Here is a 13,262-nt window from a genome sequence, read left to right as displayed (position 1 = left end):
AACGCAGAGTTGCGGGTAAGTCGCACCAACGGCGGTGCGCAGGAATCGAGGTCGACGATGTCGCGGATCACGCTCGCTCACGAACGGATCGGCTCGGGGGAGCCCCTGGTGCTGGTCCACGGGATCGGTCACCGGCGGCAGGCCTGGTACCCGCTCGTCGACCGGCTGGCCGAGGAGCGCGAGGTCATCCTGCTCGACCTGCCCGGCCACGGTGAGTCGCCGGCCCTGGTGCCCGACGGTCGTCCGGTCAAGGACATCCTCCACGACATCCTGGTCGACTTCTTCGACGACCTCGGCCTCGACCGGCCGCACATCGCCGGCAACAGCCTCGGCGGCCGGATCGCCCTCGAGGCGGCGGCCGACGACCTGGTCAGCAGCGCCACGACCCTGGCGCCCGCCGGCTTCTGGCGCGGCAACCTGGAGTTCCTCTACATCCGCGCGGTCTTCGTCGCGCTCACCGGCGCCGCGACGCTGCTCGAGCCGATCGCGCCCACCCTGCTCAGGTCCGCGCCCGCCCGGGCGGCCGCGATGGGCCTGCTCATGACCCACGGCGGCCGGCTCGACGCCGAGCGCGTCCTCGGTGACGTCCGCGGCCTGATCCAGGCCAAGCCCGCGCTGCGCACGATCATCGATGGCGGCGAGCCCTTCGACCGCCCGATCGACCCGTCCATCCCGGTCACCGTGGCGTGGGGCACCCGCGACCTCGTGCTGCTGCCCTACCAGGCGACCCGCGCCCGCAAGGCGCTGCCCGACGCCACCCACGTCACGCTGCCGAAGTGCGGTCACGTCCCGATGGTCGACGACGTCGAGCTGGTGGCCGACGTGCTGCTCCGCGGCTCCTCGCACGGCCTGCGGGGCCAGCAGGTCACCCACGTGGCGTGACGGTGCCTGCCCGGTGGGAGCGCTAGGTTGTCGATCGTGATCGACCTCCAGGAGCTGACCGCCGACGTCCGTCGTCTCATCCCGATCCTCGACGCCATGCAGGTCGAGATCATCGAGCTGGACCGGACGACCGCGGCCGCGCGCATCCCCGCCGGGCCCAACGTCAACCACTTCGGCATGGCCTATGCGGGCTCCCTCTTCACGGTCGCCGAGGTCCTCGGCGGCCTCTTCCCGCGGACCTCGCTGGCCGCCGAGGGCGGCGTCCCGCTGGTCAAGCGGATGGAGATCGACTTCCTCCGCCCGGCCGCGACCGACGTCGTCTCCCGCACCTCGATCACCGAGGACGAGATTGCCCGCATCCTCAGCGAGTACGACGAGCGGGGCAAGGCCGACTTCGAGCTGGCGACCGAGGTCACCGACACCGCCGGCACCGTCGTGGCGGCCACGCGCGGCTTCTACCAGCTGCGCCGCTTCTGACCCGGGACCCTGCTCCCTCTTTCCCGGGACTCCTCAGGACGGACGTCCCGGAGCCGATGGACCCGCCGGGCTGCGGCGCCGCCGCGACGATGACGCGCCAACCGGCTCCTTGGGGTTAACCTTGAGGGTCCCGTCGGACTTGGGAGGGAACGACATGGATCTGGAGCTGCCGCCGGAGGCGAGCGCGCTGCTCGACGCCGTCGTCGCGATCGGCTCCGACCTCGACCTTCGCGGCGTGCTGTCGCGCATCGTGGAGACCTCGTGTCGGCTGACGGGCGCCGAGTTCGGCGTCCTCGGCATCGTCGACGACGACGGCAAGTTCATCGACCTGGTGCCCAACGCGGCCGTCGCCGACCGCTTCGACAAGATCGGCCTGATGCCCGAGGGCCACGGCCTGATCGGCCTGGTGCCGCGCGAGCGCCGGGCGATCCGCGTCGACCACGTCCACGGCCATCCCGAGGCCCTCGGCGCGTTCCCCCGCCACCATCCCGACATCGACAGCTTCCTCGGCGCGCCGGTGATGGTGGGTGAGCAGGCCTACGGCCACCTCTACCTCGGCAACAAGCGGGGCGAGGTGGAGTTCACCGCCACCGACCAGGCCCTCGTCGAGGCGCTGGCCCGTGCGGCGGGTGTCCTCATCGACAACGCCCGCACCTACGAGCAGGCCGAGTGGCGCCGCCGCTGGCTCGCCGGCACCGCCGAGATCGGCAGTGACCTGACCGGGTCCAGCCGGGTGCAGGAGGCCCTCGACGAGCTGGTCGTGTCGCTGCGCGAGCTGTGCGAGGCCCGGCTCGTCGCCTACGTCCGCGCCGACGGCGACGTCCTCGAGATCCGCCAGGTGGCCGGCGACGCCGACGTCGCGGCCGACGTCATCGAGCAGCGCTCGGCCGCCATCCACGACGTCGCCCGGCGCCGCACGCAGCAGCGCATCTCCGACGCCCCGGGCCGGGCGACCCTCATCGTCCCCGTCGAGACCCGGCTCGCCGGCTCCGGCGTGATCCTCGTCGAGGAGGCCCGCGAGACCACCTCGCTGCGCGACGTCATGATCGACCTGGTCGCGGTGACCGCGGTCCAGTTCGGCCTCATCCTCGACCGCGACCAGGCCCTGCGCGAGCGCACCCAGCTGCTCGTCGCCCGCGACCGCGACCGCATCGCCCGCGACCTGCACGACCTCGTCATCCAGCGCCTCTTCGCGACCGGCATGCAGCTCCAGGGCGGGCGCAACCTCGAGCCCGAGCAGATGCGGGGCCGCGTGGACGCCGCCGTCGCCGAGCTCGACGTCGCGATCAAGGAGCTCCGGGCGGCGATCTTCGAGCTCGGCACCGGCTCCGGCCGGCCGCTGCTGGACGACGTCCGCGGCGTGCTCGGCGAGTACGCCAGCGTCCTGGGCTTCCAGCCCGTCCTGCGGATCTCGGGCCCCGTCGACCGCGCCCTGCTGCCCGCGTCGGGCACCCACGTGCTGTCGACGCTGCGCGAGGCGCTGTCCAACGTCGCCCGGCACGCCCAGGCGACCGCGGTCTCCGTCGAGCTGACCGCCTCGCCCGCCTGGTTCCGCCTGCGGGTCACCGACGACGGCGTCGGCTTCGACCCCGGCACGGTGACCAGCGGCCTCGGGGCGATGAGCATGCGGTCGCGCGCCGAGGACCTCGGCGGTCACCTGCTGCTGACCTCCGCCCGTGGCGAGGGCACCACGGTGGAGTGGGTCATTCCGTCAGTGGGCTGAGCGCCGCCTCGTCCTGCGGGAGAGGCGCGCCCTCCTCGAGCGCGGCCGGCTCGGATGAGGACGGCATCGGTCCCGCGAGGATCGGCCACACGGCCCGCACCAGGGTGGCCGTGACCATGCAGGCCAGCATCACCAGCAGGAAGCGGGTGATCGCCTCGTCGACGCTGAGCAGGCCCTGGCTCGCCCGCCAGGCGGCCGGCGAGGCCACCAGCGCCGCGACGACGAGGACCTTCACGTCGATGATCGGTGATCCCGGGTCGCTGGCCGCCCGGCCCGTGCCGAGCGCACTGCGACGCCGGCCCATCAGGCACCGACCTCGGCCAGCGCCGGGCGGGCCCCGGCGGCGCTGATCACGGCCACGGAGCGCACCTCGCGGGCGGCCGCCAGCTCGGAGTAGGCGAGCACGGGGAGCCGCTCGAGCGCCGGCGCCACCATCCGTCGTACGGCGGCACGCACCTGGGGCGCGCACACCAGGACCGGCCGGGCGCCGGTGTTCTCGCAGGTCTGCGCCGACTGGGACAGGCCCATCAGCATGGTCTGCGCGAGGTCGGGATCGATCACGATGACAGCCCCCTGGTCGGTCGGTCGCAGGCCCTCGAGCAGATGCTGCTCGAGGACCGGCTCGAAGGTGATGGCATGCAGCACGCCGTCGGTGACGTACGGCGCCGCGAGCGACGGCTCGAGCGCGGCACGGGCGGCCTCGACCAGACCGTCGAGGTCCTTGGAGATGCTGGCGCGGATCGACAGCGCCTCGAAGATCCGCACGAGGTCACGGATCGGGATCCGCTCGTCGAGCAGGGCCCGCAGCACCCGCTGCACCTCGCCGAGGGGCAGCAGCGTGGGGGTGAGCTCCTCGATGACGACGGGGTGGCTGCGCTTGACCACGTCGGTGAGCATGCGGACGTCCTCGCGGCCGAGCAGGCGGCCGGCGTGCTGGTGGACGACCTCGGAGAGGTGGGTGGTGACGACGGACGCGCGGTCCACGACGGTCGCCCCACCGATCTCGGCCTGGTGCCGCAGCTCGGCGGGGATCCACTTGGCCTCCAGCCCGAAGACCGGCTCCTGGGTCGGCGTCCCGGGCAGGGACCCGAGGAAGTCGCCGATCGCCAGCACCGTGCCGCGCGGCGCCTCGCCGCGTGCCACCTCGGCGCCGAAGAGCGTGATGGCGTAGGTGTGCGGCGGCAGCTCGAGGTTGTCGCGGGTGCGGACCGGCGGGATGACGATGCCCAGCTCGCCGGCGACCTTGCGACGCAGCGCCTTGACCCGGTCGAGCAGGTCCCCACCGGTGCGGGTGTCGACGAGGTCGATCAGGTCGGCGGACAGCTCGAGCCCCAGCGGGTCGACGCGGATCTCGGCGACCAACGCCTCCGGGGTGTCCGGGACCTCGGCGAGCTCGCCGGCCGCTCCGGTCGCGGCGAGATCCGCACCGACGGCGTCGGCATCCTCGTCGATCCGGCTGGCGGCGATCAGCATCACCCCGCCCGCGATGAGGAACGGCAGCTTGGGCAGGCCGGGGATCAGGCACAGGCCGAGGGCGCCGAAGCCGGCGACCCGCAGCGGCATCCTCCGAGCGAAGAGCTGCCCGACGATGTCGGAGCCCATGTCGGAGTCGGCCACCGACCGGGTGACGATGAGGCCGGTCGCCACGGACAGCAGCAGCGCCGGCACCTGGGAGACCAGGCCGTCGCCGATCGACAGCAGCGAGTAGGTGTTGACGGCCTCGCCGAACGGCATGCCGTGCTGGGCCACCCCGATGGCGAAGCCGCCGACGAGGTTGACGAGGGTGATGACGATCGCGGCGATCGCGTCGCCCTTCACGAACTTCGACGCACCGTCCATCGCGCCGTGGAAGTCGGCCTCGGCGTGCACCTCGGCGCGACGCCGACGGGCCTCCTCCTCGTCGATGAGACCGGAGTTGAGGTCGGCGTCGATCGCCATCTGCTTGCCCGGCATGGCGTCGAGGGTGAAGCGGGCGCCGACCTCGGCGACCCGGCCCGCGCCGTTGGTGATGACGACGAACTGGATGACGAGCAGGATCGCGAAGACGATGAGGCCGATGATCAGCGAGCCACCGACGACGAAGTGGCCGAAGGTGTCGATCACCTTGCCGGCGTAGCCGTCGCGCAGCACGAGCCGGGTGGCGCTCACGTTGAGCGCGAGGCGGAAGAGCGTCATCACGAGGATGACCGACGGGAACGCCGCGAACTCCAGCGGCTTGTGGATGAACATCGCGACCATCAGCACCAGGAGCGCACCGGTGATGTTGAGGGCGATCAGCAGGTCCAGGACGACCGCGGGCAGCGGGACGACCAGCATCACGACGATGAGGATGATCCCGAGCGGGACACCCAGCCGGGTCAGCGACTTCGATGGCCTGGGCGTGGACATGTGCGGCGTCAGCCTCTCGCGGGGTGACCGGGGGTCGGTCGAGCGGAGCGCCGTCCGTGGCACGTCGGTGGTGTCGTCCTGGCACCGAAGGACTCATCGGCCGCGCGATCCGGGGTCTGAGCGATCATCCGGATTCCTGGACCGTGGCGCGCCGGCGGCGGGCGGCCGCCAGCACCTCCGGCAGCTCGTCGGTACGACGCGGGGTGCGGTGCTCGCCGCCGTACTGACCGGCCCGCCGGCGACTCAGCACGAACGCCAACACCTGCGCGACCGCCGCCCACAGCTCGCGGGGGATCTCCTGGCCGACCTGGCAGTGGCGATAGAGGGCCCGGGCGAGCGGGACGTCCTGGACCAGCGGGATGCGCTCCTCGGCGGCCCGCTCGCGGATCCTCGCGGCGATCGCACCGGCGCCGCGGGCCACGACGCGGGGCGCGCCCTGCTCGGGGTCGTAGCGCAGCGCGACGGCCACGTGGGTCGGGTTGACCAGCAGCACGTCGGCGGTCGAGACGTCGGCGATCATCCGGTTGCGGGCCGCCGCGAGCTGCCGGGCACGGATCGCGCCCTTGAGCATCGGGTCGCCCTCGGACTGCTTGTGCTCCTGCTTGATCTCGTGGTGGCTCATCCGGGTCTGCTTGCCGATCCGCCGGCGCATCATCGCGTAGTCGGCGGCCGCCATCACCAGTCCGGCGAGGGCCACGGTCAGCATCAGGTGGGAGATCTCGGAGCGCACCTGGTGCAGCACGTAGTCGATCGGCACGAGGCCGCCGACGAGCGGCATCATCGAGCGGATGGCGCCGTAGGCGATGAACGCGACGACGGAGCTCTTCACCAGCACCTTCACGCCCTCCCACAGGGCGTGCGGTCCGAAGAGCCGCTTGGCTCCCTTGAAGGGGTCGAGCTTCTTGGGGTCCGGCTTGACGAGCTTGGGGGAGAGGAAGAAGCCGCCCTGGGCGAGCGCGGCGCCGACCCCGACGAACAGCACGATCACGCCGAGCAGCACCAAGGTGACGAGCATGTGCTTCCCCGCGTCGCCGAGCAGCTCGAGCGCCAGCGGCAGCGAGGCGTCCTCGATCGCGCGCAGGTGGGTGGCCATCATGGTGCGCAGGCGCTCGAGCTCGTTGTCGAGCAGCGGGCCCAGGGCGAGGGTGATGATGAGCAGGGCCAGCCAGCCGCCGAGCTCGGGGGTCCGCGGCACCTGCCCGTCCTTGCGGGCCTGCTTCTTGCGCTTGGGGGTGGGCTTCTCGGTCTTCTCACCTCCGGAGTCGGCTCCCATCCGTCACCCCCTCAGTCCGCGCCGGCCATGGCCGCCATGGCCTCGTTGGCGAGCTCGACGAGGTTCTCGACGGCGCCGGGCAGCATCGGGAAGGACAGTCCGAGCAGGAGCAGCGTCAGGCCCACCTTGGCCGGGAACATCACGTTGAGGGCGTTGAGCTGCGGTGCCACCTTGGTCAGCAGTGCGAGCGCGAGGTCGGCGACGAAGAGCACCGCGATCATCGGCAGCGCCATCTGCACGGCGATCGTGAAGAACATCGAGAAGGCCGTGATGAGGATGCCGTCCCAGCCCGACACGTCGGGGAATCCCGTCAGCGGCAGGTAGTGGAAGGTGCTGAGCAGTCCGCCGATCACCAGCAGGTGGCCGCCGGTGGCGAGCAGCAGCGCGGTGGCCAGCATCTGGTGGAAGCGGCCGAAGACGGTGTTGTTGTTCATCGTCATCGGGTCCCAGGCGGCGGCGAGCGCGAAGCCGCCGAACAGGTCGATCAGCGCGCCCGCCGCGGCGATCGCGGAGAAGAGCAGCATCGTCACGTAGCCCATGCCGAGGCCGATCAGCAGCTGCGTCAGCGTCGACACCAGCAGCCCCGGCAGCGTCGAGGGCAGCTCCTGGGTCGCCAGCACCGGCGCGATCGCGAAGGACAGGCCGAGCGAGAGCACGACCTTCGCCATCGTCGGGATGCCCCGCGTCGCGAAGGGAGGTACGACGGCGATCCACGCCACGACTCGCACGGACGCGAGCAGCAGCGCGGTCAGGGCGGCGCCGTCGACGGTGAGGACCATGACTTCGGGACTCGCGCGGGCCTACGTGAGCAGCCCGGGCAGCGACTCGAACAGCTGCCGGGTGAATTCCATGAGCGTGTGCAGCATCCAGTTGCCGCAGAGGAGCAGGGCGACCCCCACGCCGATCAGCTTCGGGACGAAGGAGAGCGTGAACTCCTGGATCTGCGTCATCGACTGGAAGAGCGAGATCGCGAAGCCGATGACGAGCGAGGTCGCGAGGATCGGCGCCGAGAGCTTCAGCGCGACCAGCATCGTCCGCAGGGCGATCTCGATGATCGCGGTGTCGGTCACGGCTGCCTCACCCCGTCCCGTACGACGCGACGAGGGACTTGATGATCAACGCCCAGCCGTCGACCATCACGAACAGCAACAGCTTGAACGGCAACGACACCATCACCGGCGGCATCATCATCATGCCTAGGCTCATCAGTGCGCCGCTCACGACGATGTCGATGACGAGGAACGGGATGAAGATGATGAAGCCGATGATGAAGGCGTCCTTCAGCTCCGAGAGCACGAAGGCCGGGATCAGCGTCGTCGTGCCGACCTCGTCGCGGTTGGCCGGCAGCTCGCGGTCGGCGACGCTCGTCAGGAGCATCAGCTCCTCGTCGTCGGTGTTGTCGAGCATGAACTCGCGCAGCGGCTCCAGGCCGTCGTTGAAGGCGGTCTTCGTCGTCTTGTCGCCGTCGAGATAGGGCTGCACGCCGGCGTCGTTGATCGCCGCGAACACCGGGCCCATGATGAAGAGGCTGAGAAAGAGCGCCAGTCCGGCGAGCACCTGGTTGTTGGGCGTCTGCTGCAGGCCGAGCGCGTTGCGGGTCAGTCCCAGCACCACGAGGATCTTGGTGAAGCTGGTGCAGGTCAGCAGGATCGCCGGCAGCAGGCTCAGCAGGGTCAGCGCGAGGAACACCACCAGGCTGTTGCTCGGCTTCTCGGTCATCCCGGTCAGGTCGATCTGGACCGAGCCGCCTCCCGTGCCGCTGGGGCCGTTGGGACCGTTCGGGCCGTTGGGCGTCGGGGCGGCCGAGGCCGCCGATCCCGGCAGCGCCGTCATCGGGGCAAGGAGGACCAGGCCGGCGGTGCCCACGAGGAGGATCGCCAGCCGTCGCGCGGTGGTCATGACGCGCGCCGCCCCGGGGGCGGATGCCCGCCCTGACCGCTGATCGCGGCGAAGGTCTGGCGCCAGGTCTGCGGCGAGAGGAGCGACCCGGCCAGTGCGCCCGGCCTGTCGACTCCCGACGACGCGACTCCCGCCGACGCGGCGGCGAGCTCCTTCTCGAACCCGTCGTCGGGGTCGACGGCCTCGTGGTTGGCTGGGGCGTCCAGCCCCAGCGCGCCGGCGACGATCGGGTCGACCTCGATCCCGTCGTCCGCAGGGTCGGGCTCGAGCTCGGTCAGCAGGGTGACCTGGTGCTCGGTGGTGCCGACGACGAGGACGCGGCCGCCGACGGAGATGACCGCGACACCCTGGCCGCGGCCGAGCTGCTGGCGGTGCATGACCTGCACGGGCGCGCCGGACGGCGCGGTGAAGCGGCGGTTGACGAAGCGGGCGATGAGCAGCAGCAGTCCGACCACGACCGCGAGCGAGCCGAGGAGGCGGAACGCGAGCGCCCCGACCCCGGGGTCCGACGCGGCCAGGATGATCATGACGCGGCTGCTGCGTCGACGATCTCGGTGACCCGCAGGCCGAAGTCCTCGTCGACGACGACGACCTCGCCGCGCGCGACGAGCCGGCCGTTGACGAGCAGGTCGGCGGGGCTCCCGGCCGCCCGGTCCAGCTCGAGCACGGCGCCGGGGGTGAGCGCGAGCAGGTCGCGGACCGTCATCCGGGTGCGGCCCAGCTCGACCGTCACCTCCATGTCGACGCCGTGCAGCAGCTCCAGGCCGCGCGGGGGGAGGGCGGCGGCGCCGAAGGCGGGGACGAAGGGCTCGGAGGGCTCCGACGCGGCGAGCGCGGCGAGCGCGGGCGACGGCTCCTCGGCGACAGGCGCCGCGGCCGGGTCGATCGGCTCCCGGGCACCCTCGGCGGTGGCGAGGGGGATGAGGACCGCGGCAGCGATGCCCATGCCGATCAGCGGGACCGTGACGAACTCCCCGCCCAGCTCGGCGGTGATGTCGAAGGCGTCGTCGGCGAGGTCGAGCGCGCGCGCCGTGCGGGCGTGGGCGCCCAGCCGCAGCGCGGCAGCGTCGATCGCGGGCTGGACGGCGGCGGCGACCTCGAGCTCGCCGATCGGGCTGGAGGCCAGCGCGTCGACGAGCTCCTTGCCGACCAGGACGGCGACGACGCCGGGCACGCCACCGTCGAGCTCGGCGACGGCGCCGCCGGCGAAGGCCGCCGCGACGTGCGGCGATCCGGGCTGGACAGGGCCCAGCTGGAGCGGCGTGACCGAGGGGAGCAGGTCGGCCGCGGCCGCGGTCACGGCCTCGGCGAGGGCCTGGGTGTCGGGAGCGGTGGTCATCAGGAGTTCTCCTCGGGCGTGGTGACGATGAGCGCGGCCAGGCGTTGGCCGCGGGTTCCGGGGGTGGCGTGGGCGAAGGTGTTGCCGGCGGCGCCACCAGCGATGCAGACGTCCAGGGGGGCGGAGGCCGGATGGCTGAGGCGGACGACCGAGCCCGGCTCGAGGCCGGCCAGCTCCGCGGGGTCCATCTCCATCGGCCGGAAGCGCACGGCGACGGCGACCGGGACCTGGTGGAACTGGTCCTGCAGCAGCACGGCCGACTGGGCGCGCTGCAGTCGCTCCCGGTCGCTCATCGCGCCGGCGCCGCTGGCGTTGGTCAGGTGCGGCAGCAGGCCGCTGAAGGGCAGGCAGACCGACATGTGGTGGGCCTGCTCGCCGATCCGCAGCTCGAGGCGCACGACGACCATCACGTCGGCGGCGCTGGCGACCTGGGCGAACTGGGGGGAGTACTCGATCCCGGTCACGGCCGGATCGAGGGCGACGATCCCGTCGAGTGAGTAGCGCATCTCGCCGAGCATCCGCTCGACCAGGCCGCGGATGACGCCGTCCTCGATCTCGGTCAGCGGCCGGTCCGGCTGCTCGTCCGAGCCCGGGCCGCCGAGCATGTGGTCGATGCACGACATGGTCGCGAACAGCGGGATCTCGAGGACCCCGGTGCCGGGGATCGGGTCGGCGGAGAAGAGGGTCATGTAGGTCGACGCGCCGAGGCTGTCGACGTATTCCGCGTAGGTGCGCTGCTCGATGCCCGCGAGGGTGACCGTGCAGACCGTGCGCAGCGAGCTCGTGAACACGGTCGTCACCTGGCGCGCGAAGCCGTCGAAGCCCAGCTGCAGGGTGCGCTGGTGCTCGCGGCTGAGCTGGATGGGTCGACGGAAGTCGTAGGGCGTCGGCTCGGAGGAGCGCGTACGCCGGCGGGGTCGCTGCGGAGCCACGGTCACGACCGCCCCATCGGTGGCCGTGGGGAAGACCTGAGGGGTCGCCGAGGCGCCGAGCGGTCAGGGTCCCGTGGTCACGACGGACCACGTGAGGTCCCGGGGACGGTCCCGGGTCCCGGTCATTCCGGGTGGGTCGACGGGTGGGTCACTGGGTGACGAACTCGGTGAAGAGGACCTCCATCACCTCGTCGTGATAGCGCTCGTGGAGCACCTCGTTGAGCTCGTGGCGCAGGTGCTCCCGGCTCTCGGCCTTGTTGACCTCGCCGACCGGGCGGCCGCTGAACACGGTGATCGCGGCGTCGAGGGCCTTCGAGCCGTCGACCTCGTGGGCACCCTCGACCAGCTGGAGGGCCATCCCCAGCCGCAGGTAGTGGCCGCCGGCCAGGTTGACCTGGATCGGCTCGAGCGCCACGACCTCGCCGGGCTTGGGCTCGGTCTCCCCGCTGGGGCGGAGCATGAAGTACCAGGCGGCGCCGGCGGCGAGACCGAGGACCAGGACGGCGATGCCGATGGTCCGCACCTTGCTGCTCTTCGCGTCGGCGGCGCCCTTGTCCGGTGGGGCGGCGGTGGCGGTGCTCATGGCTGGTCCTCTCCATGGGGTCGGTCGGGGCGGTGCTCGCCGGAGGCGGTCGGGAGCTCGTCGTCGGTGCCCGGGACGTTGGCCGACGAGGCCGTCGGCGGCTCGTCGAGGCCGGCCTCGCGGCGCACGTCCTCGTAGGCCTCGGTCATCAGCGCCCGCGTCTCGGCGGGGACCTGGCTGAGCACGATGATGTCGACGCGCTTGTTGATCTTCTGCGACCCGGCCCGGGCCGGGTCGATCAACGGCTTGGTGTGACCGAAGCCGGTGGCCCGCAGGCGGTGTGCGGGGACGCGGTGGACCTCCTCCAGGCGGCGCAGCACGTGGGCGGCGCGGGCCAGGGAGAGCTCCCAGTCGGTCGGGAAGTACGCCGGATCCACCTTCTCCTGGTTGGTGTGCCCGTCGACCTCGATCGGCTCGGTCAGCACCGCGAGCACGGGGGCGAGGGTGTCGACCACCCGCCGGCCCCGGTCGGTCAGCGTCGCGATGTCCGGCTCGAAGACGATGTGCTCGGAGACGAGGCTGACCACCAGCCCCCGCTCGTCGATCGTGGCCCGCACGTCCTCGCGCAGCCCCTGCTGGCGCAGCGCCCGGTCGATCTTGCGCCACACCTCGAGCAGCCGCTCGACCTCGACCGCCGCGTCGCCGTACTGCCGGTCGCGGCGCAGCCGCTCGGACTCGTTGACGATCTGCTCGACCACCTCGATGCTGTCCTCCGGCACCTGCGCGAGCAGCTGCTGGTAGGTCGTCTCGGCGGTGTTGGAGGCGCCCTTGGCGCTGCTCACCGGCGTCTCCCCGTTGAGGATCGACTTCTCGTGGCCGAAGCCGACGGCCAGGCCCTCCCGGAGCTGCTGGTACTTGGTCTCGTCGACCTGGCTCATCGCATAGAGCACGATGAACAGCGCCATCAGCACGGTGATCATGTCGGCATAGGAGACGAGCCACCGCTCGTGGTTCTCGTGCTCCTCCTCCACGGCGCGCTTCTGCCCGGTCTTGCGGGACACGTCAGGCCGCCTCGTCCAGCTGCTCCTGCGGCGGCAGGAGCGAGCGCAGCTTCTGGGCCACCACGCGCGGGTTGGCGCCGGCCTGGATCGCGGCGACACCCTCGATGACGATCTCCATGCGGGTGCACTCGAGCTCGCTCATCCGCTTGAGGCGCGCGGCGATCGGCAGCCACAGGACGTTGGCCGACAGCACGCCCCACAGGGTCGCGAGGAACGCCGCGGCGATCATGTGGCCCAGCTCGTCGGGCTTCGAGAGGTTCTCCAGCACGTGCACCAGGCTCATCACGGTGCCGACGATGCCGATGGTCGGCGCATAGCCGCCGGCGTCGGTGAAGAACTTCGCGGAGTGCTTGTCGGTCGCCTTCTTGGCGTGGACCTCGTACTCCATGATCTCGCGGAGCTCGTCGGGGTCGATGCCGTCGACCGCGAGGGTCACGCCCTTGACGAGGAAGGGATCGTCGATCGACTCGAGCTTGCCCTCGAGGGCGAGCATGCCCTCGCGGCGGGCGCTGTCGGAGAGCTCCACGATGACGGGGACGACGTCGGCGGAGGTGGCGATCTTGCCCGTCAGCGCGTGCTTGACGGACTTGATGGCGTTCTTGGCGTCGGCGAGCGTGCCGCCCGCGACGCTGACCATCAGGGTGCCGCCGAAGACCAGCAGCAGCGGGGGGAGGAGGAACAGGCTGGCCGGGCTGCCGCCCTCCAGGATGTTGGCGAGCATGATGACGCCGAGGGCGGCACCGATGCCGAGCATGCTGGCCATGT

General features: G+C 71.7%; 15 protein-coding genes. 3 read left to right on the top strand and 12 right to left on the bottom strand.

The features are described from left to right. The first annotated feature begins 57 nt into the window (after positions 1 to 57). The 3 genes from E9934_RS08725 (at position 58) to E9934_RS08715 (ending at position 3,082) form a co-directional block, all read left to right on the top strand. Positions 58 to 882, top strand: coding sequence for an alpha/beta fold hydrolase (locus E9934_RS08725; RefSeq protein WP_136562488.1), 825 nt, complete (start codon positions 58 to 60; stop codon positions 880 to 882). A gap of 36 nt (positions 883 to 918) precedes the next feature. Then, the gene (locus E9934_RS08720) at positions 919 to 1,359 is read left to right on the top strand and encodes a YiiD C-terminal domain-containing protein (RefSeq protein ID WP_158294967.1); all 441 of its coding nucleotides are present in this window, start codon (positions 919 to 921) and stop codon (positions 1,357 to 1,359) included. Between the two features lie 154 nt (positions 1,360 to 1,513). Beyond that, positions 1,514 to 3,082 carry a GAF domain-containing sensor histidine kinase gene (locus tag E9934_RS08715; RefSeq protein ID WP_136562486.1) on the top strand — a complete coding sequence of 523 codons (1,569 nt, stop codon included), beginning with the start codon at positions 1,514 to 1,516 and terminating at the stop codon, positions 3,080 to 3,082. Here the strand turns inward: E9934_RS08715 and E9934_RS08710 are convergent. The 12 genes from E9934_RS08710 to E9934_RS08655 all read right to left on the bottom strand — a co-directional run bounded on the left by E9934_RS08710 (position 3,063) and on the right by E9934_RS08655 (position 13,260). Next, complete coding sequence (locus E9934_RS08710; protein ID WP_136562485.1) at positions 3,063 to 3,386, bottom strand: hypothetical protein; 324 nt, start codon at positions 3,384 to 3,386, stop codon at positions 3,063 to 3,065. The two genes, E9934_RS08715 and E9934_RS08710, sit on opposite strands and share 20 nt — an antisense overlap. After that, complete coding sequence (flhA, locus tag E9934_RS08705) at positions 3,386 to 5,470, bottom strand: flagellar biosynthesis protein FlhA (protein ID WP_136562484.1); 2,085 nt, start codon at positions 5,468 to 5,470, stop codon at positions 3,386 to 3,388. Before flhA ends, E9934_RS08710 begins: the two co-directional genes overlap by 1 nt. Before the next feature lie 124 nt (positions 5,471 to 5,594). Next, the gene (locus tag E9934_RS08700; RefSeq protein WP_136562483.1) at positions 5,595 to 6,743 is read right to left on the bottom strand and encodes an EscU/YscU/HrcU family type III secretion system export apparatus switch protein; all 1,149 of its coding nucleotides are present in this window, start codon (positions 6,741 to 6,743) and stop codon (positions 5,595 to 5,597) included. 11 nt (positions 6,744 to 6,754) lie between these two features. Continuing rightward, positions 6,755 to 7,522: a flagellar biosynthetic protein FliR gene (locus E9934_RS08695; RefSeq protein ID WP_136562482.1), complete on the bottom strand. Its 768-nt coding sequence runs from the start codon at positions 7,520 to 7,522 to the stop codon at positions 6,755 to 6,757. A gap of 21 nt (positions 7,523 to 7,543) precedes the next feature. Continuing rightward, positions 7,544 to 7,813 (bottom strand): flagellar biosynthesis protein FliQ, encoded by a 270-nt coding sequence (gene fliQ / locus E9934_RS08690; protein ID WP_136562481.1) that lies wholly within the window; start codon positions 7,811 to 7,813, stop codon positions 7,544 to 7,546. A 7-nt stretch (positions 7,814 to 7,820) separates the two neighbouring features. After that, positions 7,821 to 8,642 (bottom strand): flagellar type III secretion system pore protein FliP, encoded by an 822-nt coding sequence (gene fliP / locus E9934_RS08685; protein ID WP_136562480.1) that lies wholly within the window; start codon positions 8,640 to 8,642, stop codon positions 7,821 to 7,823. Further along, positions 8,639 to 9,169 carry a flagellar biosynthetic protein FliO gene (locus E9934_RS08680; RefSeq protein ID WP_136562479.1) on the bottom strand — a complete coding sequence of 177 codons (531 nt, stop codon included), beginning with the start codon at positions 9,167 to 9,169 and terminating at the stop codon, positions 8,639 to 8,641. The genes fliP and E9934_RS08680 overlap by 4 nt, the downstream gene beginning before the upstream one ends. Next, positions 9,166 to 9,981 carry a flagellar motor switch protein FliN gene (fliN, locus tag E9934_RS08675; protein WP_136562478.1) on the bottom strand — a complete coding sequence of 272 codons (816 nt, stop codon included), beginning with the start codon at positions 9,979 to 9,981 and terminating at the stop codon, positions 9,166 to 9,168. The genes E9934_RS08680 and fliN overlap by 4 nt, the downstream gene beginning before the upstream one ends. After that, positions 9,981 to 10,919: a flagellar motor switch protein FliM gene (locus E9934_RS08670; RefSeq protein WP_136562477.1), complete on the bottom strand. Its 939-nt coding sequence runs from the start codon at positions 10,917 to 10,919 to the stop codon at positions 9,981 to 9,983. Before E9934_RS08670 ends, fliN begins: the two co-directional genes overlap by 1 nt. A 142-nt stretch (positions 10,920 to 11,061) precedes the next feature. Next, positions 11,062 to 11,496: a flagellar basal body-associated FliL family protein gene (locus tag E9934_RS08665; protein WP_136562476.1), complete on the bottom strand. Its 435-nt coding sequence runs from the start codon at positions 11,494 to 11,496 to the stop codon at positions 11,062 to 11,064. Continuing rightward, entirely contained in the window at positions 11,493 to 12,497 is a 1,005-nt protein-coding gene (locus E9934_RS08660) for a flagellar motor protein MotB (protein ID WP_158294966.1), read from the bottom strand. Before E9934_RS08660 ends, E9934_RS08665 begins: the two co-directional genes overlap by 4 nt. Before the next feature lies 1 nt (position 12,498). Next, positions 12,499 to 13,260, bottom strand: a complete 762-nt coding sequence (locus E9934_RS08655) for a motility protein A (RefSeq protein ID WP_202977254.1) — start codon at positions 13,258 to 13,260, stop codon at positions 12,499 to 12,501. Positions 13,261 to 13,262 lie beyond the last annotated feature (2 nt).

The organism is Nocardioides caeni, from assembly GCF_004912195.1.
In the GTDB taxonomy this organism is placed as follows: Bacteria; Actinomycetota; Actinomycetes; order Propionibacteriales; family Nocardioidaceae; genus Nocardioides; species Nocardioides caeni.
The sequence above is the reverse complement of the archived record's forward strand: the minus strand, read 5'-3'. Positions and strand labels throughout refer to the sequence as shown.

Excerpts from the sequence above, each read along its gene's own strand:
- E9934_RS08725 (WP_136562488.1), top strand. The coding sequence starts at position 58 with ATGTCGCGGATCACGCTCGCTCACGAACGGATCGGCTCGGGGGAGCCC.
- E9934_RS08715 (WP_136562486.1), top strand. The coding sequence starts at position 1,514 with ATGGATCTGGAGCTGCCGCCGGAGGCGAGCGCGCTGCTCGACGCCGTC.
- E9934_RS08710 (WP_136562485.1), bottom strand. The coding sequence starts at position 3,386 with ATGGGCCGGCGTCGCAGTGCGCTCGGCACGGGCCGGGCGGCCAGCGAC.
- flhA (WP_136562484.1), bottom strand. The coding sequence starts at position 5,470 with ATGTCCACGCCCAGGCCATCGAAGTCGCTGACCCGGCTGGGTGTCCCG.
- E9934_RS08700 (WP_136562483.1), bottom strand. The coding sequence starts at position 6,743 with ATGGGAGCCGACTCCGGAGGTGAGAAGACCGAGAAGCCCACCCCCAAG.
- E9934_RS08695 (WP_136562482.1), bottom strand. The coding sequence starts at position 7,522 with ATGGTCCTCACCGTCGACGGCGCCGCCCTGACCGCGCTGCTGCTCGCG.
- fliP (WP_136562480.1), bottom strand. The coding sequence starts at position 8,642 with ATGACCACCGCGCGACGGCTGGCGATCCTCCTCGTGGGCACCGCCGGC.
- E9934_RS08680 (WP_136562479.1), bottom strand. The coding sequence starts at position 9,169 with ATGATCATCCTGGCCGCGTCGGACCCCGGGGTCGGGGCGCTCGCGTTC.
- fliN (WP_136562478.1), bottom strand. The coding sequence starts at position 9,981 with ATGACCACCGCTCCCGACACCCAGGCCCTCGCCGAGGCCGTGACCGCG.
- E9934_RS08665 (WP_136562476.1), bottom strand. The coding sequence starts at position 11,496 with ATGAGCACCGCCACCGCCGCCCCACCGGACAAGGGCGCCGCCGACGCG.
- E9934_RS08655 (WP_202977254.1), bottom strand. The coding sequence starts at position 13,260 with ATGGCCAGCATGCTCGGCATCGGTGCCGCCCTCGGCGTCATCATGCTC.